At 65.6% G+C, this 25,358-nt stretch carries 12 protein-coding genes; 6 read left to right on the forward strand and 6 right to left on the reverse strand.

Features of this window, described 5'->3' with window-relative positions; genetic code table 11:
* The first annotated feature begins 749 nt into the window (after positions 1–749).
* Complete coding sequence (locus tag ACLJOU_RS39840) at positions 750–3,545, forward strand: helix-turn-helix transcriptional regulator (RefSeq protein WP_410574452.1); 2,796 nt, start codon at positions 750–752, stop codon at positions 3,543–3,545.
* A 183-nt stretch (positions 3,546–3,728) separates the two neighbouring features.
* Here the strand turns inward: ACLJOU_RS39840 and ACLJOU_RS39845 are convergent, their stop codons facing one another.
* Together ACLJOU_RS39845 and ACLJOU_RS39850 are read right to left on the reverse strand one after the other, a co-directional pair.
* Entirely contained in the window at positions 3,729–5,084 is a 1,356-nt protein-coding gene (locus tag ACLJOU_RS39845; protein WP_410574453.1) for a sensor histidine kinase, read from the reverse strand.
* 13 nt (positions 5,085–5,097) lie between these two features.
* Positions 5,098–5,775 carry a response regulator transcription factor gene (locus ACLJOU_RS39850; RefSeq protein ID WP_410574454.1) on the reverse strand — a complete coding sequence of 226 codons (678 nt, stop codon included), beginning with the start codon at positions 5,773–5,775 and terminating at the stop codon, positions 5,098–5,100.
* Between the two features lie 194 nt (positions 5,776–5,969).
* Here ACLJOU_RS39850 and ACLJOU_RS39855 point away from each other — a divergent pair, with 194 nt between their 5' ends.
* From ACLJOU_RS39855 to otsB, 5 genes are all read left to right on the forward strand, one after another.
* Positions 5,970–7,175 carry an ABC transporter ATP-binding protein gene (locus ACLJOU_RS39855; RefSeq protein ID WP_410574455.1) on the forward strand — a complete coding sequence of 402 codons (1,206 nt, stop codon included), beginning with the start codon at positions 5,970–5,972 and terminating at the stop codon, positions 7,173–7,175.
* 11 nt (positions 7,176–7,186) lie between these two features.
* The gene (locus tag ACLJOU_RS39860) at positions 7,187–8,512 is read left to right on the forward strand and encodes an ABC transporter substrate-binding protein (RefSeq protein WP_410574456.1); all 1,326 of its coding nucleotides are present in this window, start codon (positions 7,187–7,189) and stop codon (positions 8,510–8,512) included.
* A 76-nt stretch (positions 8,513–8,588) separates the two neighbouring features.
* Positions 8,589–9,914 (forward strand): ABC transporter permease subunit, encoded by a 1,326-nt coding sequence (locus tag ACLJOU_RS39865; protein ID WP_410574457.1) that lies wholly within the window; start codon positions 8,589–8,591, stop codon positions 9,912–9,914.
* A complete protein-coding gene (locus ACLJOU_RS39870; RefSeq protein ID WP_410574458.1) occupies positions 9,911–10,813 on the forward strand; it encodes a carbohydrate ABC transporter permease in 903 nt (300 codons plus the stop codon). The genes ACLJOU_RS39865 and ACLJOU_RS39870 overlap by 4 nt, the downstream gene beginning before the upstream one ends.
* 125 nt (positions 10,814–10,938) lie before the next feature.
* On the forward strand, positions 10,939–13,470 hold the full coding sequence (gene otsB, locus ACLJOU_RS39875; RefSeq protein WP_410574459.1) for a trehalose-phosphatase: 2,532 nt from the start codon (positions 10,939–10,941) through the stop codon (positions 13,468–13,470).
* 789 nt (positions 13,471–14,259) lie between these two features.
* Here the strand turns inward: otsB and ACLJOU_RS39880 are convergent.
* The 4 genes from ACLJOU_RS39880 to ACLJOU_RS39895 form a co-directional block, all read right to left on the reverse strand.
* A complete protein-coding gene (locus ACLJOU_RS39880) occupies positions 14,260–17,385 on the reverse strand; it encodes a hypothetical protein (RefSeq protein WP_410574460.1) in 3,126 nt (1,041 codons plus the stop codon).
* A gap of 1,331 nt (positions 17,386–18,716) precedes the next feature.
* On the reverse strand, positions 18,717–21,434 hold the full coding sequence (locus tag ACLJOU_RS39885; protein WP_410574461.1) for a hypothetical protein: 2,718 nt from the start codon (positions 21,432–21,434) through the stop codon (positions 18,717–18,719).
* 128 nt (positions 21,435–21,562) lie between these two features.
* A complete protein-coding gene (locus ACLJOU_RS39890) occupies positions 21,563–21,841 on the reverse strand; it encodes a hypothetical protein (RefSeq protein ID WP_410574462.1) in 279 nt (92 codons plus the stop codon).
* A gap of 755 nt (positions 21,842–22,596) precedes the next feature.
* Positions 22,597–25,200, reverse strand: coding sequence for a hypothetical protein (locus ACLJOU_RS39895; protein ID WP_410574463.1), 2,604 nt, complete (start codon positions 25,198–25,200; stop codon positions 22,597–22,599).
* Between the last annotated feature and the right edge of the window lie 158 nt (positions 25,201–25,358).

Below are 25,358 nucleotides of genomic sequence, written 5' to 3' on the forward strand. Positions count from 1 at the left end.
GGGCCGAAGGGCTGAGTGCGCGGGTCGGCGAGGCAGCCGACTGGGACTCGCGCTCGAATCCGGCAGGGCGTCCACTTAGCCGGCTGCCAGGGCTGCCGGCCTCGTTGGTCGAACTCGGCGGCCACCCGAGCGCGTGAGAGCTGCGATGCTATGGGGCGATAAAACGGTGTGGTGCCGCCGGCGGACTCCGCAACGGCGTCCCGGTCGAGTCCGCGTGCCACGAGCGGGGCGTCCGCTCGGTTCTATTACGCCCGGCGCGGCAGGGCGCAGAGCGAGCGTGCGCAGGCTGACGCAGAGCCTGCAGTCGGTCATCGACGCCCTGGGCGAGCGGCTGCGCGCCAATCCCAGCGTTGGCCGCGCCTCCGCGCCGAGCTGATCACCCTTCGGCGGGTAGACGTTCTCGCCGGTGAAACGGGCATTCTCTTTGACGTCGAAGATCGACGCGCTGTCGTACCGCCGGGGCCGCGAATCGTCCTTCTCAAGGAAACGTCAATCGCTTCCCGGAATTATCAGCCGGTCGGTACCGCACGCGGACGTGGCGAAAGTTGGTCTTGTCCAGTTTGGGACATCGGCACGGAGCGTGGCGATCAAGTTCGCGCACCGGGGCCGCTCAGCCCTCTCAGCTGCGACTCCGCCGGACGGTCGGCCTCCGACTACTCCATTTGGGGGTTTACGGAACCGTGACTCGTGACTGTGCGCGGCCGTCGCTCTCAGGGTTACCGTAGTGCCCGGGGCGCCAGGAGGACAAAGTGGACACCAGATCACTCGAGCCGAACGGTGGGGCTGCGTTCGTCGGGCGCGCCCCCGAACTGCGACAACTCGCTCATGGTGCGGAGCTCGTCTGCCAAGGGCGGTCGAATCTGGCTCTCGTGCACGGCGAGCAGGGAATCGGCAAGACCGCCCTGGTCGGACGCGCTCTGTCCGCCCTTTCCGGGTTTACCGTTTTGCATGCGATCTGTGACCCTTCCGAGATCGACAACTCGCTCGGCGTCGTCGCGCAGCTCGTCTCTCACCTTGACCCGGCGATCCTTGCTGAGTTCCCGTTGCTCAGCGGACCGCCAACCGGAACGCGGCCCTTTCTGGTTGGTGCCCAACTGGTGGCGCTGGTGAGCAAGCTCCAAACCGTCCGTCCGATCGCGATCGTGATCGACGACGCGCAATGGGCCGACCATGAATCGATGCAGGTGCTTGGCTTCCTGGGGCGCCGCCTCGGCGTCCATCGAGTCCTCATTGTGATCACCTCGCGAGATGGCGCACCGGTGACCGACAATCTGCACTTGAGTGGCGGCGACCTCGATGTATTCGACCTGGGGCTTGGCGGGCTGAGCAGAGCGGACATCGCCACGCTGGCGCGGTGCATGGGAATCGAACGTATGGCGGACGCAGTCGCCGAACAGGTGGACAGAAGCACGTCCGGCCATCCTTTGTACACGACGATGGTTCTGGCGGAGTTGTCGCGGTGCCAGGAGGTCCGGCCGGACCGCCCGCTGCCGGTCCCGGCCTCACTCGCCGCCGCTGTACGGCAGTCGATGAAAGCGCTCGAACCAGCAAGTCGGCGCTTGGTAGAGGCGCTCGCGGTGCTGGACTCACGGCTCCCGCTCGCCGTCGTCGCGGAGGTCGCCGGAGTCGCGGACAGCGCTGGGGCGCTGGAGCCCCTGCTGGAAAACGGACTCGTCTGGTGGTCTCCGCAGGATCCCTCGACTCCGGTCACCATCCGGCACCGCCTGCCGCGGAACGCCGTCTACGAAGCCATCGCTCCCCGGCGGCGCCGTGAACTCCATCGGATCGCCTCGTCCTGGGTGGCGCCCTCTGCCGCTTGGGCACACCGCGTCGCGGCCACCGAACACACCGACGAGACGCTGGCGGGTGAACTCGAGGCGGTAGCAAGGCGGAGCGTAGCTGAGGGCGACGCCGTGCAGGCCGCTGTGTATTTGCTGTGGGCGTCCGATCTGAGCGAACGCAGGGCCGATCAGGAACGTCGGCTGCTGACCGCGGTCACCCATCTGATTTGGACTCGACGGTTCGATCGCGCACAGGAATACGAAGCCGCCGTCGAGGCATGCGCTCCCGGTCCACAGCGAAGCTGCCTGCTGGCCGCGTTTGCGACCGTGCGGGCCGACTTCCCCGCCGCGGACCCGCATGTCGCGGACGCGCTCGCGGCGATCAACCAGTCCCACAGCGCTTCGCCCGATGTGGGGCTTGCCGTGGCACTCCTGGCGGTGCTCGAGGCATGGCGGGGAAACGGCGAGAACGCCGTCGCCATGGCCGACCGAGCGCTCGCGGCCGGTTGCACCGCCCCGTGCCTGCCCGTCGTGAAGGGCACACTTGCATTCGGGTGCGGGTTGCGCGAAGGGCCGCGAGCCGCGCTCACCGCCTTCGACGAGATCACGGATCTGCCCGCCAAGCCCTCGGATGTTCTGCCGGGAGACGCCTACCTGCTCGGCTGGCGCGGCGGACTCCGGCTGATCGCGGGTGAACTGACGAATTCCGTTTCCGATCTCACGACCGCACTGAACCTCTCCGCCACGGACAAGGCGGTGTTCATCGACGAACGGGTTGTTGGCTGGCTCAGCTGGGCGTACTACCTGCTCGGCCACTGGGATCGCGCCGCGTTCCATACCGAGCAAGACCTGTCCCTTCCGGAGCAGGATGGCGCACTCTGGACCCGGGCCCTCAACAGCGGCGCCGCCGCGCTCGTCCAAGCCGGCCGAGGCAATTGGGCAGCCGCAGCCAAGCACGCCGACATCGCGGAAGCTGCCGCGTGCCGCTTCGGCACTCTGCAACTCGTCCACCCGGTGATTGCCCGAGCGGCAATTGCCCAGGCCCGCGGTGATCACGACGGCATCCTCGCCGCCTTGTCGCCGTTGCTGCAACTGGTCGGTGACTTCGGAATGACCGGTTGGCCCCTGCTCTGGCACGCCTTCTGGCTGCCCATGCACGTAGAGGCGCTCATCGGCACCGGCCGGCTCCCGGACGCGGACGAAGCACTGAAGCTGCTCATGGCGAACTCCGAGGACGAGCCGTATCTCGCGCTCGGCCGGGCGTGGTTCCACGGCTGGCTCACGGAGGCAAGCGGTGACCCAGCGCGGGCGCGCGCGATCTACGAGGCTGCGCTGGACGCGCCACCGACTAATGACGACACCCCGCTGTACCGCGCTCGCTTGCAGGAAGCCTACGGGCTGCTGCTGATGGGGCAGCATCAACGGCGCTCTGGCCTGAGCTGGCTGAACAGCGCACTCCAGACCTACACCACGCTCGGCGCACGCCCGTTCGCCGAGCGGTGCAAGGCCAGGCTGACGGGCCTCGGGGCGACGCCTCAGCGCCGGCCCGAGACCGAGGAGATGCTCGAGCTGACCGATCGGGAACGGGAAATCGTCCTGCTCATCGCGCGCGGCATGACCAACAGCCAGATTGCCCGCGAACTCTACGTCAGTGTCAAGACCGTGGAGTTTCATGTTACCAACACCTACGCGAAGCTGGGCATCAATTCACGCCGCGAGCTTCGCGATCGGTATTCCGCCATCAGCGCGGACTCCGTTGCCTGAGCCAGGCTGCCGGCTTCCGGGCGAGGGAAGCCGGCCGGAGATTCACGTCGTTGCTTGCAGGTTGGTGAATCACCTTGAAAGAAAGCTTCCGGAAGCGCTCGGTAGCCGCGTGAACACGAACGCACGCAGCAGTGAGCCAGTCACCTCACAGGATCATGTCCGGCTGGAAAGCGCGCACTCGGTTCACGGTGAATGCCGGGGCAGGCGCGCGGGGCGCGACCACAGACGCCAGGCCTTCGGTGCCGGTTCGTCGTGGTGGGTGCCGGTCTCGGCGAACCGCAAGCGGATGCGCGCGCCGCCCAGCCTGCCCCGGTCGATATGGATGGTGCCGCCGGTCGCCTCGACTGCGTGCCGGGCGATGTCCAGGCCGAGACCGGTCGAGCCGCGGCCACTGGCACCCCGCCGCATTGCCGCCTCGACGTCCGCGATACCCGGCCCGCCGTCCTCGACCGCCAGCGTGACCCATCCCGCGTGCCGGACCACGGTGACGGCGATCGGGGTTCCAGGCGGAGTGTGCTGAATGACGTTGGCGAGCAACGAATCGACGACAGCGGCGAACTCCTTGGCCGGCAGGCTCACCAGCGCCGGTCCGGTGCCCTGCTCGAACTCGCAGCGGCGGCCCTGGTGTCCGGCCAGCTCGGACCAGAAAGTCATCCGCTCGGCCAGCACCTTGGCCGCGTCGCAAGTCGTCGCGGTGACCCTGGTCGCGCGCGTCGCTGTCCTGATCAGATTGTCCACATCGTGTTCCAGCACCCTCACCGACTGCCGGATCCGGTCGGCGACGGGACCCTCACCGACGGACTGCGAGTCCAGCCTCAGTGCAGTCAGCGGAGTGCGTAACCGATGCGACAAGTCGGCGACGAACTCCCGTTCGGCCGCCATCAGCTGCTCGACCCGGCCGGAAATCTGGTTGAGCGTGCCGATCAGCTCGGTGACTTCCGCTGTGTCGCTCGGCGGAATCTCGATCCCGGTGCGACCCTCGCCGATTGCCGGCGCCGCGGCGGCGATCGCTCGTATCGATTCCACGAGGGGACGGGTCCGCCGGTAGCCGACCACTGCCGCCGCTGCCACCGCGACGAAAGCACCCGCGACCATGATCGCCAGCCGGAGCCCGAACGGCCCGAGCAGGTCCGTGGTCGGCTGGTAGGTCTCCACCACGGCGACCGCGCCATCAGGCATGGCGACGGGCAGCAGCCGGACCGCGCCACCACCCGCATTGGCGATGACGAGCTGGCGGCGCCCCGCGGCCGATGCGACATCTCGCGGATCGGCATGGCCGCCGCCGACCGTACGTTGACCGCCGAGGTACACGGCGACATCACCGTCTGCGCCGGCCCTGGAACGTTGCACCGCGGCGCGGATCAGATCCGCGTCGGTGCTGGCGGCGACGAAGTCGGCGACCGAGGCGGCCTGCTGTGCGGCCGACGCATCGGCGACCAGTTTGGCGTGGGACCAGTCGAGCATGGCGAACACGGCCAGCACGATCACGACGGCCACAGCCGCGGCGGTCAGCGTGACGCGAACAAGGAGCCTGCTCATGTGCTCGCCACGATCACTGCGGCGCCATCAGCTTCAGACCCACCCCGCGGACGGTATACAGGTACCGGGGACGTGCGGCACTTTCGCCGAGCTTACGCCGCAGCCAGGACACGTGTACGTCGATGGTCTGGTCACCACTGTCGTCCCGCTGCCACACGTCGTGAATCAGTTCCCTGCGGCTGACCACCCGGCCCGGCCGGGCGGCGAGATAGGACAGCAGGTCGAACTCCCGCCGGTTCAGCTCCATGGGGACGCCATCCAGCGTCGCAGTGCGCTGCCGCAGGTCGATGTGGAGCCCACCCAGGTCGAGTACCTCGGTGCTGTCCGCTTTGTGGGTACGGCGCAGCAGCGCGGAGATCCGGGCGACGAGGTGCTCGCCGGAGAACGGCTTGACCACATAGTCGTCGGCGCCGGCGTTCAGCAGTTCGACGACGCTGCGTTCCTCGCCCCTTGCCGTGGCGATGATGACGGGCACGCTGCTCACCCCGCGCATCATCCGCAGTACCGCACTCCCGTCGAGGTCCGGCAAGCCGAGGTCCAGGATCACGAGATCCGGCTTGTGATCGGCGACGTACCGCAGCGCATCGATGGCCGTACACAGAGCGTGCACGCTAAAGCCGCGTTCTGTCAGCGTGTGTGTCAGCGCCGCCTGGACGGCCCGGTCGTCTTCGACCAGCAAGATGTCGGGCATGAGACCTACGGTAGAACACGGAACGTCGATGAACAGAAGCCGTGACATGAGCGCAACGTAGCCGTCCGTCGAAGCCGGCGCTGTTTCGGCGAGATGAACCGCGACGCCCTTTTAAGGTTCTTTTGTGATTGCCGCCTCTACGCTTCCGGCACTGATCGAGCGCCCACCGCAGTGTGTTGGAGATAGGAGAGGCCGTGTCCGCCATCGAACTACGAGAACTGAACAAGGTCTACGCGGACGGAACCAAGGCGGTCGACAACCTTGACCTGCAGATCCAGAACGGTGAGTTCATGGTCCTCGTCGGCCCTTCGGGCTGCGGGAAGACCACTGCACTGCGGATCATCGCGGGCCTCGAAGAGGTCACCGCGGGCACGGTGACGATCGGCGACAAGATCGTCAATCGCGTGCCGTCCCGGGACCGGGATGTCGCCATGGTGTTCCAGTCCTACGCCTTGTATCCCCACCTGAACGTCTTCGACAACATCGCGTTCGGGCTCCAGCTGCGGAAGCTGCCCAAGGCGGAAGTCCGGCGCCGAGTGCAAGACGCAGCCGCCGTGCTGGAACTGACCGAACACCTCGACCGCAAGCCGAAGAACCTCTCCGGTGGCCAGCGGCAGCGGGTGGCGATGGGCCGGGCGATCGTCCGCGAGCCTCAGGCGTTCCTTATGGACGAACCGTTGTCCAATCTGGACGCGAAGTTACGCGTCCAGATGCGCGCGCAAATCGCCCGCATCCAACGTGACCTCGGCGTGACCACGGTGTACGTAACGCACGACCAGACCGAGGCGATGACGCTCGGTGACCGGGTCGCGGTGATGAAACGCGGTGTGCTGCAACAGGTCGGCCCGCCGCAGGAGCTCTACGACCGTCCGGTCAACCTGTTCGTCGCCGGGTTCATAGGTTCGCCGGGGATGAACCTGCTGACCGGCACACTGGTGGCCGAGGACGACGGTACCTACTGGACCGCCTTCGAGTCCCAGCGGCTGCGGCTGGCCGACACCGTCCTCCGTGAACGACCGGCACTGAAGGACTACGTCGGCCAGGAGATCATCGTCGGGATTCGCCCCGAGGACATGGAGGACGCTGAGCTGGCGGGCGAGCCGGTATTGCCCGGTACGGCGTTGCAGTCCTCCGCCGACCTGGTCGAGGCCATGGGATCCGACGTGCTGGTGCACTTCCCCATCGAGGCCCGGCCGGTGCTCTCCGAGGACATCAAGGACCTCACCGACGACGGCAGCCTGCCCGGCGGCGGCCGGCCGGACCGGGGCCTGGTCACGCTGGTCGGCCGGTTCAGCCCCCGGACGAGGGTGTTCGAGGGTCAGCCGGTGTCGATCCGGGTGGACACCAGCCGACTGCACTTCTTCGACCCGAAAACCGGGTCTTCGATCTGGCAAGACTGAGGAGCAAGAAGATGAACCGAAAAAGTGTCGGCGCACTCGCGGTGACCGGCGTGATCGCCCTGACTTTGGCCGGATGCGGATCGGGGCAGACCCCGACGTCGAACTCGGCTCCGCCCTCCGCCGCTGACCTCCGGGGCCAGACCCTGGAGGTCGCCGGTATCTGGTCCGGCGACGAGCAGAAGGCCTTCGAGCGGGTGATCAGCCTGTTCGAGCAGCAGACCGGGGCCACCGTGCACTACACCTCCGACGGCGACCAGCTCCCGACTGTGCTGCAGAGCAAGGTGACCGGTAAGAATCCACCGAACATCGCTTTTCTCGGCCAACCAGGCTCCATCGCGAGCTTCGCCAAGGAGGGGGCACTCAAGCCGCTGCCGCCGGACGTCCAGCAGGCGGTCGCGAAGCACCAGTCCAAGGCCTGGGCCGACTTTGCCACAGTGGACGGTAAGCCGTACGGTGCCTACTTCGACGCCAACGACAAGTCGATCATCTGGTACGACGCGAAGTCGTTCGGCTCGGTAGGCGCACAGGAGCCGGCGACGTGGTCTGACTTCCTCACCCTCTCCAAGCAACTGGCCGACGCCGGCACCACACCGATGTCCATCGGCGGTGCCGACGGCTGGGTCCTGACTGACTGGTTCGAGCAGGTATACCTGCAGACCGCCGGCGTGGACGCCTATAACAAACTCGCCCGGCACGAAATCAAGTGGACCGACCAGACGGTGCTGTTCGCTTTGCAGACCCTGCAGCAGTATTTCGGCGATGACCGGCTGATCGCGGGCGGCAGATCCGGCGCCTTGCAGACCGGCTTCCCGACCTCCGTGGTCAACACGTTCTCCGACCACCCGAAGGCAGCCATGGTGTACGAAGGCAACTTCGTCGCCACCACCATCCAGTCCAGTACGACGGCGAAGCTGGGGACAGACGCGAAGCTGTTCCCGTTCCCGAAGATCGCCAACGCCGTACCGGGGGTGGAAACCGGTGGTGACGCGGCCGTGGCGTTCACCGACGACAAGGCGACCTGGGAGTTCATGAAGTTCCTCGCTTCGCCTGAAGCCGCCTCGACGTTGATCAAGAGTGGCGGGTTCCTCACTCCGAACAAGGACGTGCCGCTGTCGGACTTCCCGGACGATACCTCCCGCACCATGGAACGGCAGTTGCTGAGCGCGGGTGACGCCATCGTGTTCGACCTGTCCGACCTGGCCCCGCCCGCCTTCGGTGCCACCAAGGGCTCTGGTGAGTGGAAGGACCTCGAGGATTTCCTGGCCAACCCCAGCGACGTCGTGGGTACGCAGCAGAAACTCGAGGCGGACGCTGCCAAAGCGTATCCGGCCTCGTAAGGCTGGTTCGACAGTGATTCGATTGACCGTCAAACAAGGAGGTGAGCCGGGCGTGCCGTCCCCTGTGGGATCCCCCGTGGCCGCCCGGCCCTCCGCCTCTCGTCGCCGCATCAGCGACCGGCCGAACAGTTCAGCTTGGCAGGTCGGGCTCTTCCTGGCTCCTGCGGTGTTGTTGCTGGCTGTCTACATCGGATACCCGGTCGCGTATTCGGTCGTTCGCAGCATGTTCAGCCGCGACGGTAGTTCGTTCGTCGGGCTTGACAACTACGGCTCTGTGTTCACCGACCCGGACACCGGAATCGCGTTGCGCAACAACCTGATCTGGGTTCTTGTTGCGCCCGCGTTGGTCACCTGCCTCGGGCTGGTCTTCGCGGTGCTGACCGAACGGATCCGGTGGGCGGTGGCGTTCCGGATGGTGCTGTTCATGCCGATGGCCATCTCGTTGTTCGCCTCCGGCATCATCTTTTCGCTGGTCTACCAGCAAGACCCGGATCGAGGACTGGCCAACGCGGTCGCCGTCGGCGTGCATGACACGTTCGGCGCGCCCGCTCCATACCCTGGCGCGCAGCCCCGGCCGACCGTGGAAGCACCGAGCGACGCCGACGGATTCACCACCACTCGCCACTATCACACTGGTGACGTGGTCGGGCTGCCCATGGTCGGCATCCCACCATCGAAGCTGCCGCCGGCGGCAGTCGCCGCCGCCCCGGTGCACGCCACCGATACCCAGCTCGCCGGTGTGGTTTGGCTGGATGTCGCGCTCGGCAGCAAGCCCGGACAGCCCGATCACGGCAAGCGCGGCATGCCGGGGATCACGGTGCAGGCGATCCGCGACGGCACTGTCGTCGCGACCGCCACCACGGGCGACGACGGTGCGTTCACGTTCCTCGACCTCGCACCCGGCAACTACCAGGTACGGATGCCCGCCGGCAACTTTGCGGCGCCATTCCGCGGCCTCACCTGGCTGGGGCCGGCGCTGATCACCCCGGTGATCATCTCGGCTTGGATCTGGATCACCACGGGTTTCGCGATGACGTTCGTCGCGGCCGGGCTGGCAGCCATCCCACGGGACGCCCTCGAAGCCGCGCGGGTGGACGGCGCGACCGAGTGGCAGGTGTTCCGGCGGGTCACCGTGCCGCTTCTGGGACCGGTGCTGCTGGTCGTGTTCGTCACGCTCGTCATCAACGTGCTCAAGGTCTTCGACCTGGTGTATGTCATCGCGCCGGGGTCGGCCCAGGTGAACGCGAACGTGCTGGCCCTGCAGATGTGGCAGGTGTCCTTCGGCGCCAGCGCGGGCGGTGGCGATCTCGGTATCGGAAGCGCGCTCGCGGTACTTCTGTTCGTGCTGGTCCTGCCCGCCGTGTTGTTCAACATCCGACGATTCCGCCGGGAGCGACGATGACCACACTCAACCAGGACTTTCTGGTTCCCGGAGCGTCTGGCGCGCCGAAACGCGGAGCCTTGTCCAAGGTCGCGGCCCTACTCGGCTCCGGTACCGTCCGGTTGCTGCTGGTGCTGATCGCGGTACTGTGGCTGGTTCCGGTATTCGGTCTGATGGTGTCGTCACTGCGTGGGGAGGCGGACAACGCCACCGCGGGGTGGTGGCAGGTGTTCGAGGTTCCTGCCCAGCTCACTCTGAGCAGCTACCACGAACTGGTCAGCAACGCCACGGTGATGCACAGCCTGCTCAACACCGTGTACATCTCGGTGCCCGCCACGGTGCTGGTGATCGGAATCGGCTCATTGGCGGCCTACGCCCTGGCGTGGCTGCGGTTCCCCGGCCAGGACTGGCTGATGGTGACCGTGGTCGGGCTGCTTGTGGTGCCGATCCAGGTCGCGTTGGTGCCGATCTCCGCGCTGTACGGCGCGCTCGGCATCTTCGGCACGATTGCCGGTGTGGTGCTGTTCCATGTCGCGTTCGGCCTGCCCTTCGCGGTGTTCCTGCTGCGCAACTTCTTCGCCGGCATTCCCGCGGACCTTCTCGAGGCGGCCCGGATGGACGGCGCCCGGGAATGGCGGATCTTCTGGAAGGTGGTACTGCCGATCGGCAAGCCGGCGATCGCGTCGTTGGCGATCTTCCAGTTTCTTTGGGTGTGGAACGACCTGTTGGTTTCCCTGGTCTTCGCTGACTCGTCGTCGCAGCCGATCACCGTCGCACTGCAATCACAGCTGCGCGCGTTCGGCACGAACATCGATGTGCTGGCCACCGGGTCGTTTGTCTCGATGATAGTTCCCTTGGTGGTGTTCTTCGCCTTTCAGCGCTACTTCGTCCAAGGCGTGCTGGCGGGTTCGACGAAATGACTCGAAGTGCTATCAGGGAAGCGACCGCGACCCGTGCGGGAGGAATGGCGAAGCTCGGCTTTGCCCCCGGACGGCCGCATCGCGGATGGGCAATGAACGATCACGCACGGGCTCCAGGAGGAGTGTTGACTGCCGAGGCCCTGCCCGCCGAGCTACGGCGCGCGATCGTCCAGATCGCCCGTACTCCGCGTCTGCTGGTCGCCTGCGATTACGACGGCACGCTGGCACCCATCACGCTCAACCCGGACGAGGCACGCCCGTTGCCCGAGTCCGTCGGGGCCCTCAGATCGCTCGCCGGTCTGCACGAGACCACCACGGCGGTCATCTCCGGCCGCGCGCTGCGCGACCTGGCCACGCTCTCGCGGCTGCCGGCCGAGGTGAACCTCGTCGGCAGCCACGGCTCGGAGTTCGACATCGGCTTCATCCACGCCCTCGACGAGAAGGCGCGGGAGCTGCACCGGCGGCTGGAGGCCGAGCTCGAACAACTCGTGCTGGACGTCCCGGGCGTGTCGCTGGAGGTCAAGCCGGCGAGCATCGCGGTGCACGTGCGCCGGGCCGAGCACGAGGCGGGCCGCCGCGTGCTCGCGGCCGTCCACTCCGGACCGTCCACTTGGGAGGGCGTGTCGACCACCGACGGCAAGGAGGTGGTCGAGCTCGCGGTCGTCCAGACGGACAAGGGCCGCGCGCTCGACATCCTGCGCCACCAGGTGGGCGCCACGGCCGCGATCTTCCTCGGCGACGACGTCACCGACGAGAAGGCCTTCGCCCGCCTGTCCGGCCCGGACCTGGGCATCAAGGTCGGCGACGGCGAGACCCTCGCCGCGTTCCGCGTGCCTGACACCGTCGACGTGGCGCTGGTGCTCGGCTTCCTGCTGGAGGAGCGGCGCAACTGGCTCTACGGCGAGTCGGCCCCGCCGATCGAGCGGCTGTCGATGCTGGCCAACGAGCGGTCGGTCGCGCTGCTGACGCCGGACGCCAAGCTGACCTGGCTCTGCCACCCCGGCCCGGACGCGCCCGCGGTGTTCGCCGACCTGCTCGGCGGCGAGGGAGCGGGCCACTTCTCCATCAAGCCGCACCGCAACGGCCTCCCGCTCGGCCAGCGCTACCTGCCGAACACGATGACGGTCGAGACGCGCTGGTCGCGTCTGCTCGTCACCGATTACCTCGAGCCGGAGAGCGCGCCGCACCGGACGGATCTCGTGCGGGTGATCTCGGGTGAGGCGGCGGCGAGCGTCAAGTTCGCGCCGCGGCCCGAGTTCGGTGGGGTGCCGGTGAAGCTGGAGGTCACCGACGGGGGTGTGCGGGTGCTCGGCACGTCGGAGCCGTTCGTGCTGTACTCGCCGGGCGTGGAGTGGTCCATCACCTCCGACGGTCTGCACGACACCGCGTCCGCGCTGGTGCAGCCGACGCCGACCCGGCCGGTGGTGCTGGAGCTGCGCTGCGGCACCACGGACCTCGGCCCGCACGAACTGTCCGAAGTGGAACGCCGGGACCGCGCGGGCCGTTACTGGAGCGAGTGGACCTCGAAGCTGCAGCTGCCGGCGGTGCAGACCGATTTGGTGCTGCGTTCGGCGCTGACGCTGCGCGGGCTGGTCAACACCGACACCGGCGGCGTGCTGGCCGCGGCGACGTCGTCGCTGCCGGAGGAGATCGGCGGCGTCCGCAACTGGGACTACCGCTACTGCTGGATCCGCGACGCCGCGATGACCGTGCGGGAACTCGTGCACCTGGGCTCGATCGAGGAGGCCGAGGGCTACCTGCGGTGGCTGCACGGCGTGCTCGCCACGCTGGCCGGCCCGGAGCGCCTGCACCCGCTCTACACCCTGGCCGGCAGCGTGATCGGTGCCGAAGCGGTCATCGAATCGCTGCCCGGGTACGCCGGTTCGCGTCCGGTCCGGGTCGGCAACCTGGCGAACCACCAGGTGCAGCTGGACGTCTTCGGCCCGGTCGTCGAGCTCGTGCAGACGCTCGCGGCGGCGCGCCACGAGCTGCGTGACGAGGACTGGCAGATGGTCCGCGCGATGGCCGAAGCCGTCACGCGGCGCTGGAACGAGCCGGACCACGGGATCTGGGAGGAGCGGCACGTGCCGCGCCACCGGGTCTACTCGCGGGTCATGTGCTGGGTGACCATCGACCGCGCGATCAAGCTGGGCGAACAGTACGGCCGGGAGATCCCGGGCAACTGGCACGGCCTGCGCGAGGACATCAAGCACGACGTCCTCACGCACGGCTGGAACGACGAAGTCCAGGCCTTCACCACGGCCTACGACGGCACGGACCTGGACGCGGCGTCGCTGTTCGTCGGGCTCACCGGGCTGATCGACCCGGCCGACGAGCGCTTCCAGCAGACGGTGACCGCGATCGAGGCGGAGCTGCGCAGTGGGTCCACTGTGTACCGTTACCGCCGCGACGACGGCCTGCCCGGCGGCGAAGGCGGTTTCCACATCTGCGCGGCGTGGCTGATCGAGGCGTACCTGCTCACCGGGCGGCGCACCGAGGCGCAGGAGCTGTTCGACCAGATCGTCGCGGCGGCCGGCCCGACCGGCCTGCTGCCGGAGCAGTACGACCCGATCGCGGAACGGTCGCTGGGCAATCACCCGCAGGCCTATTCCCACATCGGGCTCATCCGGTGCGCCAACTTGCTGGCCGGGAGTTAGCCCTTTCGGTCCGAAAGCCCCTGAAGGCCACCATGACGGCACCCAGTGCCCTTATGGTGGCCTTCAGTGCGTTCTGGAGGTGAGCCGGTGCAGGGGACGTTCGGACAGGTGGAGCGGCTGCCCGGGGCGGGCGATGGGCCGGCGCCCGGCAAGGTCGCCGGGGGGTGCGTCGGCGTTCCGGCGCGTCGCCGGCTCGGGGCGGACGCCGACGGGGCCGATCGGGTGGAACGTCAGCGTCGGTTCCACGATTGTGCGGTGCACAAAGCACGGGGCGAACACATGGAAAAGGAGGCTTTCCAGGTCGAACCCGCCCGACACCCAAGCGGGCGGGACGGAGCCCGACGATAGCGGCGGGGGCCGGTCGCCAGGTGGGTGGACCGGCAAGCTGAACCTCGCCGGCGAGCAGTGCCGCACGCGGCGGGTCGAGGCCGGGCAGCGCGGTGGCAGCCCACGGTTCACCGGTGATCGAGTCCGTCCGGGTGCGCCGGCCCGGCGGCGGTCGTCCACAGAGCGGCCCGGACCGGGTTCTGGCCGACAAGGCCAACCGCGCCTGTCTACGCGACCGAGGATTCAACGCGCCCGTCGACCGGCCCGCGACCACGCCGTCCACCGCAAGGCCGAAGGCTCCGCGGGCGGCCACCGGCGCTCGACGGAGAGATCTGCAAGCAGCGTCACGCGGTGCGTGTGCGGCATCGGTTTGTTCAAGCAGCACCGGGAACCACAAACTCACCGCACCGCGCAGGCCATCGCGCTATGTCGCCCGGTTACCTGCACTGCATACAGCACAAGTCAGCGGCGTAGATCATTCTCCACCGACATCCGGAATACAATGGGGAAGTCTTTGTTCCTGTCCTCGAAGTGGTAAAAAGATTTGTCATCTTCGCGTACGAGGTACAGTTCCGTTTCCGCGGGAATGGGCAAATTCGTCTTGATTTCAGGGGCGAGGGGAGTGATTAATTTCAATATTCTAGCCCACATGGACTCAGCAATTTCACCATCCGGGCGCAGGATCCATCCGGTTATTTCCTCTTTGAACTCCAAGATGGCCAACTCGACGGCATTTCCGCCATCCTCGTCTCGAATTATGGTTCTCCCGTTTTCGTTGCGCGTGACGACAAAGCGTTCCCGTGTCGGCCAGCCGCGCGCTTCGAGTATAGGCTCGACTCGTTGCTCCCACTCCGTCATATCGGGCGGAAGGGGTTGCGCATCGCTGAGATCAAACTGGTAGCCTTGACGACGCGTTACCAAGGGTTGCCCAGCGTAGTCTTGCCCGCCTGGCCCTTGGGCTTGATCCGGAGCTTGTGGCTGGTCTTGAGGCGGTTGGGGCGGTGGCTGCGCGGGGTTGACTTCTTCAACAGTTGTCGATTGCAGGGCGCCGTCCGCATGGACGAATCCGGTGAACAGGAAGAGTTTTTCGGGGACGTTGTCCTGTTTCATCGTTTTCGCATAAGACATAAGCCTGAACGTCCCGTTGTCCTGCTCCGCCAAAACATTGTGAAGATCATTCCAGGCCAATCGCTGTTGGGTATCTGTGGTGATGAGGTACAAGTCCTGACCGACCAGACTGTGGCCTGCCCCGATCTTCACGTATGGCTCTGCTGACCCGTTCATCTGCCTCCGGAATGCACTGATGACGGCCGTCTGTCGTCCGATGGGGCTGAGTGGCCGGAACCGCGGGATTTCTTCGACTTTGATGACCGCGCCGGTCTCCGGGTCGCGTGTGCGAATCAATTCGAAGACACCCGACGTCCCGCCGATCCATACGTTGAAACTGCCATCAGGGCGCTCGTTTCCAATAAACACCTTTGGCGGCGCGGCGTTCCCGGAATTCTGATTGATCATCTTGTAAGCCGCGTCGAAAGCATCGAGGACTTTTTTTCGGCCCGCTTTGTCCGTTGGAGGCAGCAGCTCTGACGGGTCCATCTGCTCCCGCCACTCGACAACCAAACCGGCGGCGGTGACCACCTCACCGAAGAGCGGCGTCGTGCGACCGATCATGGTCTTGATGGACGTACTCTTCACTGCCTGAGAGGCGATATTCGAAGCTGTGCCAATAATCGAAGGCGTCGACTGTGCCACAGTAGCGGCAAGGCCTGGCTGCTCTTCATTGCCCGCTGAGTCCCTCCTGCCGTACTCGCGTCCCAGGTGTCTACGAATGTTCTCGGGATCTTTCGCATCTTCCGCGACTGCCAGAGTCTTGAGCACGGACGCCGAAAGATCCGATACCAAACTGATCCCGGAGTTGACCGCAAGTGCGACGGCGGGGCCGATGCCGAATGCAACAGCTCCCGCTGCGCCGGCGCCGATATTCAAAACCCGAAAACCCAACAACACGGTTTGAACGCTCAATAACGTGCCGTTGAGGATCGGGGATACTGCCGCGAAGTTGTCGGTCATTTTTCTGGAGGTGTCACTGATCGCCCATTGAACCACGACCTCAGCGGCCTTGGCGGGTGCTTGTACCAAGTCGGCCAGTGCGTGCCCGTAATCGACCCAGGAGTCATGGAGTGCCGTTTCCTCAAGATCGGTCAAAGCCGGGACGACCCGCGCCCCCGGTTGCTGATCTGGTTGCGGAATCGATTTCATGCGTACCGCTGTCGTCGCCGCGCGAACCGCTGCCTCCGCTGAGCTCAACCGGCTCACCGGTCCGTCGAAGACTGCGCGAGCCCGGTCGAACGCCTCTTTCGCCGAGCCCTTTTCGCCCGGCCACTGCTCCGGAGGCTTGAACTTGCGGTAAGCTTCGGCGACGCCCACCTTGACTTCGCTGCCGGCGGCCAGCAAGGTTGCTTCGAACTCGACGATACCTTTGAGATCTCCCGTGCTCCGCTGCCGGACCGCCTGATTGGTCGCAGCCCTGGCTTCTCGCTGAAAATGCGCTTCTCGGTCGATTTCCTTGCTGCTCTTCTTCGGATTCGCCTTGATCAACGCCTTGCGGTGCTCTCGCAATCGGCCAGCCAAGTCGATGCATGCGGTGCCGAACGACGTCATAAAAGTTGACCACTGAGCCGCGTTTGAGTCGATAGCGACCTCGCTCTGCTGCCGATTCCCGTCCCAGCCGTCAACGACGGTATCGAAATTGGCGACGGGGTTTTGAGAAAATTCGTGAAACATCTTGAGCAGACTACGCCACTCTTGATTACTTCTCTTCATCAGACTGTTGATGCTGGAAGGCGGGCGCTCTTTGAGCAAAAAGTCGAGGTTGATACCGCTGGGCAACCAGGTGTTCGTGTTCGAGGTGAGCAACCGCCCGGGCTTGGCCACCCCGCTCGACAACAACGCATTGCATGACTGCCGGAACAGCTTGATCGCCCTGTCCCAGTACGCCTGCTGGATTTTGACGGCACGCTCGACGCCGAAATTCGGGTCGTCTCCCGTCCAGTTGTACAGCTCGTATTGCGCGAACAGTCGTTGCAAGTAACCGCGATCGCCACCGGCGCGCGAATACCACTGCTGGAACAGTGTCTTCCAGTCGGCGCCCTGCTTGGCGAGTAAATCCTTCATGTTCTCCGGCCACGAACGAACGGCGAACAGGAAGGCGAGGTCTATGTCGCGAGGAGTCCACTCCGGGTTGACAGGTGAAAGCGGTTGTGCATTTGCGAGCATCTCCCTGCGCAACATCAAGCAGAATTCGGAAAAAGCCTCCAGTATCGAAGGCCATGCTTCCCTGTCGGCGTCCGACAGTTGCTCTACTGCACGTCTCCAGCCAACTTGCAAAGACCTTGCACGCAGACTCCGCATTCTCCGGACAATATCCTTCTGGCCACCGCCGTACAGCCAGGCAAGACATAGTCTGCGCCATGGATCGCTGGCGATGATCTCGCGAAGAATCTTGGGCCTGTTCTTGTCGAAAAGGAGAAACTCGACATCGAAGTTCAGCCAGTCGCGCGGCTCGGTCGGAATATAAATTGCCGGCACGGTTACCTCCGGTTTCCGGTATCTTGCTTATACGCGAGATTGAGATCAGGCCCGACGGTCCCCGACGGGTCTCCGTGCGCGGCTGCGGCGGTTTGGATCGCCACACGGTGGCGGGATGTTCGGCGGTGATTCGGTCGGGGGCCAAGTCGCCAAGCGCTTGGTCGGGGTGCATCGACGTGCGGCGCTCAGCAACGGACGCGGGTGCCACCCGACCGCCGGCACGGCCGACTCGGCGCTCCTCCGCGCTGCCCGGTCTCGCACCGCGAGCAGGGCGACCGCTGCCGCGATGGTGCAACGTCTGGAGACCGAAGTGCGAAGCAGGTGGATATCCCGTCGGTCGTTGCGCGCAGCGGGTTCGGTCACCTCCGGGCTGCCTCCGAGATCAACGTCGTACTCGCACGCCCAGTCCTCGATCGGTTCGACTCGTGCGAGGGGCGGGAACGGCGTAAGGTCCAGTGGCGTCGAGATGTGCGGGATCGTCATCGCCACTCCCGGGGCAGGCTGGATCGACCAGGATCATTGTCGCTCGCAGTCCCTCCTCGATGCGCCGGGCGCAAGGCCAAGTTTTCGGGCAACTACGTGTCGACCGAGACGCACGTCCGGCGTGTGCCACTTCATCGCCGGTCCGTGGTCGCCCCTCATCGGTACCCTCCAGGAAAACCACTTCGACTCGCTGCCGCTCAGTGCATCCCAGCGCCGATTCGTGAGCGAGGCGCTGCCTCTGCCGTCCATCGCGTGCAGTGCCCGAAAGGGCAACCACGAGACGTTGTCTGCCGCGTCGTGCGTGCGCGGTTCGTGGCGTCGGCAGTGTCGGCGCCGGCACCGGCCGCCCGGCCGGTGCCGGTTCAGGACGAGCCGTCGCAGGTCATATCCGGCCACCGGACGTGGACGGCCGCTGAACCGTTCCGCTGGAGAGAGAGCGGTGAGCGGGAAGATCCGGACCATTGCGTAGCACCGGGAGCGCCGGTCCCGGAGGTGGTGGCGATACACCCCCTCTGGGGCGGACGTGCCGCTGGGTCTCACCAGCTGAGAGATGTGTTCGATCGTCCTAGGCAACGGAGCGCCCCGGCGATGGCGTGAGCTTCACACACGCTCAGCCGACTGCACGCGCGGAACCTGACAATGGTGTCGAGACGGTTCCGGATGCCTGTTCTGTGTGTCGCGTCCTGCCTCCTCGTGGTCTGCGGGGTTCGTTGATCCAGGCGCGCAGGCTGCCGGGGTCGGCGCCCGGCGCACGCCAGGTTGACCGCCAGCGTGTCCGAATAACCGCGGGGAAGCTCACGCTGGCATTCGCACGTTGGAGTACCCGGCACAACGTGCCCGAGCGGCCGTCAAGCCAGTGAACGCAGGTACTCCGCCAAACCGCTCATGCGCTTTGTCCCGAGCGCGGCCAACAGGTCTCGCCGGTGGTTTGCCCCCAGCCGGGTGTAGATCCGTTCGAAGTTCCCCTCGGGAACTGCCTGCAGGAGTTCGGCATCGAGGTTGAGGACCGTTCGCGCAACCGTGTGCCCGGGGAGCTGCGAAAGTGCATACCCGAGCAGTTCGGGCCGGTGAGCGGCGATCGTCCGGAGGAAGTCTTTTTCACGGATCAGACGTGAGTCTTTCAAGTGGTCGAGGATGCGTTTCGCCGCTTCGGGGTGCGCCTTGGCCAGGAGGTCTGCGGCATCGTCCGGCACGAAGGACATCAACGCACTCGAGGCGCTGTAGGCCGAGCCGGAATCGACTGCGAGCGTCAATGCTTCGCCGAGACGTGCGGCGTCGCGGATCCGCACGTGGCCGAAGACCTGCGCGGTGACGCCGGGCGTGAGGTGGGGCAGGGAGCCCGCGATGGCCCGCGGACTCAGCACGTCCATCAGAACGTCGAGCTTGTCCGGGCGCTCACCGAGGAGAAGCCACCACAGTAGGGTGCTGGTCGCATCCGGTTTCGTGGCCAGGATCGCCGCGGCGATCCGCCGGATCGCCGTCCCGTCGGTGGACAGCAGGGCGTCGAGGAGGTCGGTTCGAGCGAGCAGGTCGGCTCGGATCACCACGTCGGCGGCCAGTGGCGCGGGGAGCCCGGCGAGGATGGACCGGGCAAGGTCGGTGCCGCCTCCGGTATGGAGCGATGCCACGAGTCTGGCCAGTCGGGGTGGGTCGACCGTGACGAGCTGCAGAACCGCAGGGGACAGGACGGCGCTGCCGACCGACAGCAGCCGCTTGAGCAGGTGGCCATCGGGATCCTCGACGACCAGCACGCTGATCACAGCGGCGGTGAATTCGTGGTCGCCCGCGACGATGTGACTGAGGGCGGCGGTGGTGTCGGCGCCGTGTTCCACCATCCAGACGCAGAGGTCACGGCCGAGGTGGGAGGCGGTGCCGAGCGTGTGGGCGAGAAGGTGCGCGGCGCGAGCCGGGTCGGCGTGGTGGACGGCGATCAGCAACGCGGCGGAGGTGTCCATGGCCCCGGGCCCGTCGGCCGCCTGAACGGCCTCCGTGGCGACCGTGCCCACGAACAGCTCGGCGGCGGTGGCCGACGGGATTCGGACCAGCGTTTCGACGAGCAGGGCGCGTGCGGCGCGGGCACCTCGGCCCGCCATGACGGTCACCGCGGGCTGCATTTCGCCGGTGTGGCGAAGACAAGCGGCTGCGAGTACGTCGCGGGTGCCGTCGGGGCCCATGGCGCCGGTCAGCGAGTCGAGGACCTCATTGGCGCCGGCCGGGTCGTGGACGGAGATCGCGGCGAGGAGCAGTGCGGCGGCGTCAGGTCCCAGTCTGTCGATGAGCACGGCCAATTGCGGCCACTGCCTGCTCTGTGCCAGAGCGGGGCCGAGCGTGGCCGGCGTGAGGTGGGGGAGGAGCCGGTTCAACGCGGCCGGGTGGTCAGCCTGAATTCTGCTGAGCAGGCGTGCGAACGACACCGGGTCCCATTGTGCCGAACCCAGCACCGCGGCAGCCGCCTGCGGGGCGATCCGGGTGAGAAGTTCGGCCGCTGCCGCCGTCCTCCGAGCGTCGAGCATGGTGGTGACCACCGGTGCCATCACCGCCGGAGCGGCAGCCAGCGCGGCCACCACGGCGACAACCAGGGGTGACGTGGGCTCCAGCGGCTCGTCGAGCAAGCCGACCACCTCTGCGGGCTTGGCCGCCAGGTGCAGGACGACGCGAGCGGCCAGCGGCAGGCCTTGAGGATCGAAATGCAGGATCCAGGAGACCAGTGCCTCGACCGACACGCCCGTCGCCACGGCCTGGGCCAGCACCCGGCCCGCCCATGCAGCCTGGGCGGGCGCGACCACGAGCAACGTCTGCATGGCACGCCCCTGTGACCGCGCCCACCACGCCAACCACACCGCGGCGGCACCGGCTGGGGCGACGGCTGCCAAGGACAGCAGCACCTCGGCTGCCTTGCGTACGTCGGTTCTGGACGCGAACGCGAGTGCCGAGGCGATGGGCTCGGTCGCCGCCGAATCGGCGGTGCACCACGTGGCCAGCGCCAAGCCCATGACGTCAGCCCCGGCCCCCGCGATGGCACCCGCGAGCGCCTCGGTGCCGCGGGGGTGGCGTGGCAGGGCCGCCGCGCCCAGGAGCAGCGCCATCCTTTGCGGGTTCGGCGCCATCGCCGCGATCACCTGACCCGCGATCACGGTATGGGTCTGCGCCAATGCGGCCAGCAGCCTGCCGATTCGTTCGGTGCTGGCCTGGTCGGAGACCGCCCAGTCGGGCAACGACGCCCACACCGCGGGGGAATCCGACACGATCCTCAGTCCGACATCGCCCGGGTCACCGACGACCGCGAGCCGCGCCAGCTGCGGCTGGGCGTTGCCGACCGCCATGATCACCTTCGCCACCACGTCCGGTGTCAGTACCCGCCGGTTGAGAAGGCTCCACAACTCCGGCCACATCGCTTCCGCCGGCCAATCGGCCCCTCGAAGCAGTTCCGCCACGAATTCGACGTCCGTCGCACTGTCCGGATAAGCGCGGAGGAACTGCGTAAGACTGTCGTACTGCTCCTCAGCCGACGATTCGTCACCAGTCGCCGGTCCTTCGTCTGAAGACGTGCAGTTCGGAAGGGTCAATGTGCACCTCAACGTGGATAGTGATGATCGAAGGTTCTGGCGGGATGCGATGCTCGGCGGCAACGGGTAATCGATTGGTGGCCGAGGGTGGGCCACCGACCGGCCTCCGCGAGCCGGACCTGCGTTGGTCAGCACGGCGGTCGACTGCCCTTCTCGAACGTGAAGCGTGACTTCATCAGGGTTCGAAAGGGGCGCAGGCCGCGACTTCGGCGAGTCCCCCGATGTCCGCCTTCCCGGCTGCGGTCACGGACCGCGATCGCCTCGACACGATTCTCGTCGTCGGCCACTTGATCGGTAAAGGTCCCTTTGGGCAGCAGAAAGGGAACATCGATGCCGATGTCGAACTCGCCGGGGTGACAGGCGCGGCGAGCGCCACGCGCGTGACGTTCGGATGCCCACGTGATCACCGCCGGAAGTGGAACCGATTGCCTGAACACCGTCGTGCACCGGGCATCGCATCGTGGCTTGGCGCACTTCGGGGCCGGTCCGCTGGGCAGCGGTGCGACAGGACCGCCGTGAGGTTCCGGGGTACGAGCTGACGGCGTGCCTGCTGCACCTATCTGCACTCCACCGTCGACGGCCACTCGAGGCTGAGCTGGACCGAAGCCCTCCCTGACGAGAAAGCCCGCACCGCGATCGAGGTTCGTCCACCGCGCGGGCCTTCTGCACCGGCTACGGCCTCACCCACATTTCCGATACGTTCTCAGGGAATAGCTCCGGAGTGCCGTCCGGGCCGGCCCGCGTGCGTTCGCCTCGGCATCATCGCCCCCGCGCAGCCTGCTCTCCGGCGACAGTTCCTGGTCACTCTGCGTGGATCCACAGGGTCCGGCGGCAGGTGAATGACCGCCGCTCGAGGGTGAAGCCCGAGTTGGGACAACCATGTCCGTGACTGCCGGGGCCCGAGTCGCCGGGGAAGTCCACTGACCTGGAGGTGTGATATCGGGCAAAACGTCCTCTCCGCACGGCAGGGTGGACGGCTTCGGTCAAAGTCGATTTCGCCCTGGTTCCCTCTTTGTCCCAGATAAGCCCGAGCCGCCGTCTCGCCTCCCAACGGTGGCTCGACGGCGGAGGTGGCGTGTCAACATGGGCCTCGCGGCGGTGAAGCCGGCCCGGACCGGCACTTCACGCACGTGCCGCACTTCAGGGGGCCCGAGCTTCGGCATCAGTCTTCGTTCTCTTTCCTGACAGGCAGGTTGCGTTGTTTCGCGTACCACAGTTTCTGTCGGATATTCATTCGTTTGTTCTGACCGTTGCGGACGTCTGCCGGGACGCGAATACTGTTTCGGGCGATGCAGAAGTGAACAATTTTTATCCGCTCTTCCGGGGACTCGACGCGATGCATCCACAGTGGTCGGGAGACGTTTCTCATTGCGTTAACGACGACCGCCTCTGATCGATAGAAGTTCGGGCATTCGGAGAGTGAGCTCATGCCGAAGCTGATGTCGCTGAGTACCGCCCAAGTCACTCTTTGAACTTGGGGGGAGAGCGTGTTCATGTAGGCATAAAATTGGTAGAAGTCGATCTTGGTGTAAGCTCGTGTCTGCCAGTCCGGGAAGTCGACGGCATAAATCGGACCCTTGAGCTGGTTGCGCGCGGCGACGACGTGCTTGAGGATGAGATAACGTTGCCCGATCGAGTAGTCCCGCATCTGCAGGGCATCGACGAGTTCGGCGACCCTGAGAATATTCGAGAATTGCGTGGTGACCTTGTACCGTTCGGCCGCTTCATGCAGGGAGGGGACGGCCTCGGCGCAAGCTGAAAGGAGCGTCTTTCCACTGTGAACATCGTTGAGTATATTCTGGGCTCCCTGCAGATTGATGGTGGATTCCTTGGTGCGGATCCACTCGTCGACGGCAGGGTCACTTGTTATGTCAGCGTCGCGAACGTTGGCGGTCAGGTGCCTCTTTCCTGACTGGGCGGGCATCCCTTCTTCTTGTCCCTCCTCGGCGGGGCGCTTCCTGCCTCTCGGCCCGTGCTCTGTGCGGGACTTCCTGGACGCCCATTTTCGGAGAGCCCCGTACGCCTCCGGGGCATTCATTCCCTCGTCGATCGTGGCGCCACGTTCGTCCGCGATCTGGAAAATCCACTCAAGGACCTGATTGTCGTCCACGTCCATATCCGCGTTACGGTGAAGGAGGACTCTGATCGGAGCCTTGATTTCTTTGTAAGGAGCGTCTGTCCTGGCTTGGTTCAGGATGAAGTTACGGATATTTTGCTGGACGCGATCGTTCTCGGCGTCGAGATCGGTTTCGTTTCCTTCTTCGTTCGTCGAGATCGTTTCTTCAGGTTCTTCGTCACTCAACACGCTGTCGCCGTCCGCAAGCTCGGCGACGTGCTCTCGCATCTTCCATGCGAGTTCTTCTGTGGACATGTCGAATGCTTTCGCCACTGCAGTGAGGTTTTTGCGGACTTCGTCAATTGGCTTGTGCTCGAAGTTGGCAGTGAAGTGTATGGCCGCTCCAGCGGCTTTGTCTCGGCCTACTCCCTTCAAAATTAGATGTTCCCCGGTTCGAAGCGAGCCGGGCAGTCCGAGGAAATCATCGAAATTGAGTTGGTTTTCTGGATCTGCCGATGGTTGGGTGCGGGCGCGGACTTGCTCGAAGTAGTGATCACGAATTGCCCTGGCCAAGCCCTGAGCGTCCAGGTCGCAGGATTCAGCTGCTTCGGTGAAGTAGAATTTCGCCCAGTCCTCGTTTCCGCCGAAAGCCGCTTCGGCCAGCATCGTGATGATGTTCGCGTACGTCTGGTCCGCCGGGACGTGCCTGGTGGTTAGGCTGTGGCCGACCTGGCGCGCCCATTCCATCGTCAAGACGGACCTGATGTCGCGCTTCTCCGCCGCCGGTGCGACCGTTTCGGCGGGTATCGCCCCGGTGCCGTCCGGGCTGCCGCTCGGACTTTCGACGTACTCGTCCGCGTGCGAACGCCTGATGGCCTCGCCGTAAGTGTTCTCGGCCTTTTCGAGAATTTTCCTTACCAGATCCTGTTCGTCGAGATTGCAGGCTAATGATGCACGAGTGAAGTATCGTCTGGCCGCGGCCTCGTCCCCTTGGAAGACGAGTTGTGCCAGAAGACTGAGGGTGACGGGGTGCTGGTCAGCTCTGAGAACCTTCCGGTCTACCAGATGATATCCAATTTTGTCCGCCCATTCTTCGGCCAAGATTGCGTTGAGGTTGTACAAAGAGTGCTGGCGCGACGCGTCCGCGTCGGTCGGACTGCTTGGGCTGCCGCCATGGCTTTCTTGCGTGAGCAGCTTGGCACCTACGGCGCGGAACGCATCGACGAAAGAGGTTCGGGTGAAATAGCCGTGGCGCTTTGCAATGCCGTGCAGTAGCACGTCGGCCGCCGACCTGTCCTGTACGTCTCCCCGGTGGACCAGTGTCGCGATGAGTGCCTCGTACGCTTCAGGTGCGCCGTCAGGTGCTTGGGCGAGCACCATGGCGTAGTGGTCCCTTGTTACGGGGTCCATTCGATTCGCGTAGGCTTCCCACTGTCTCATACCGAGGTGGACCTGTATGAGACAGTCGACGGCAGGTGTGGGGCTATCCGTCGGCACAGTCGGTGAACCGTACGGTTGGAGTGCCCTGTTGACGTTCTCTGTCAAATCTCTCGCAAATCCGTCCGTGCTCCCGTTATGGGCCGCTGCGTAATGGTCCGCCAGGATCTTTTGCAGCTCGACGGTGGTGACGTTTTCGTTGTTCGCCAGAGTCGCATTGGCCAGCTTGAAGTAGTCGGATTGGTTCTCATCGTCAAAAGTGAAAAATGGCATGACCTAGTGTGCACCTGATGAGCTTCCGAAGGTGAGGACTGCGCTTGACGTCTACCTTTATGTTTGTCCGCACGGGCATGGCAAACGGCGCACCGACTGTGTCGGAGGTTACGGCGGTGGAGAAGGTGATCACGGCCGCTCGATCACAATGAGACTGC

This window comes from Amycolatopsis sp. cmx-4-61 (assembly GCF_046548775.1).
In the GTDB taxonomy this organism is placed as follows: Bacteria; Actinomycetota; Actinomycetes; order Mycobacteriales; family Pseudonocardiaceae; genus Amycolatopsis.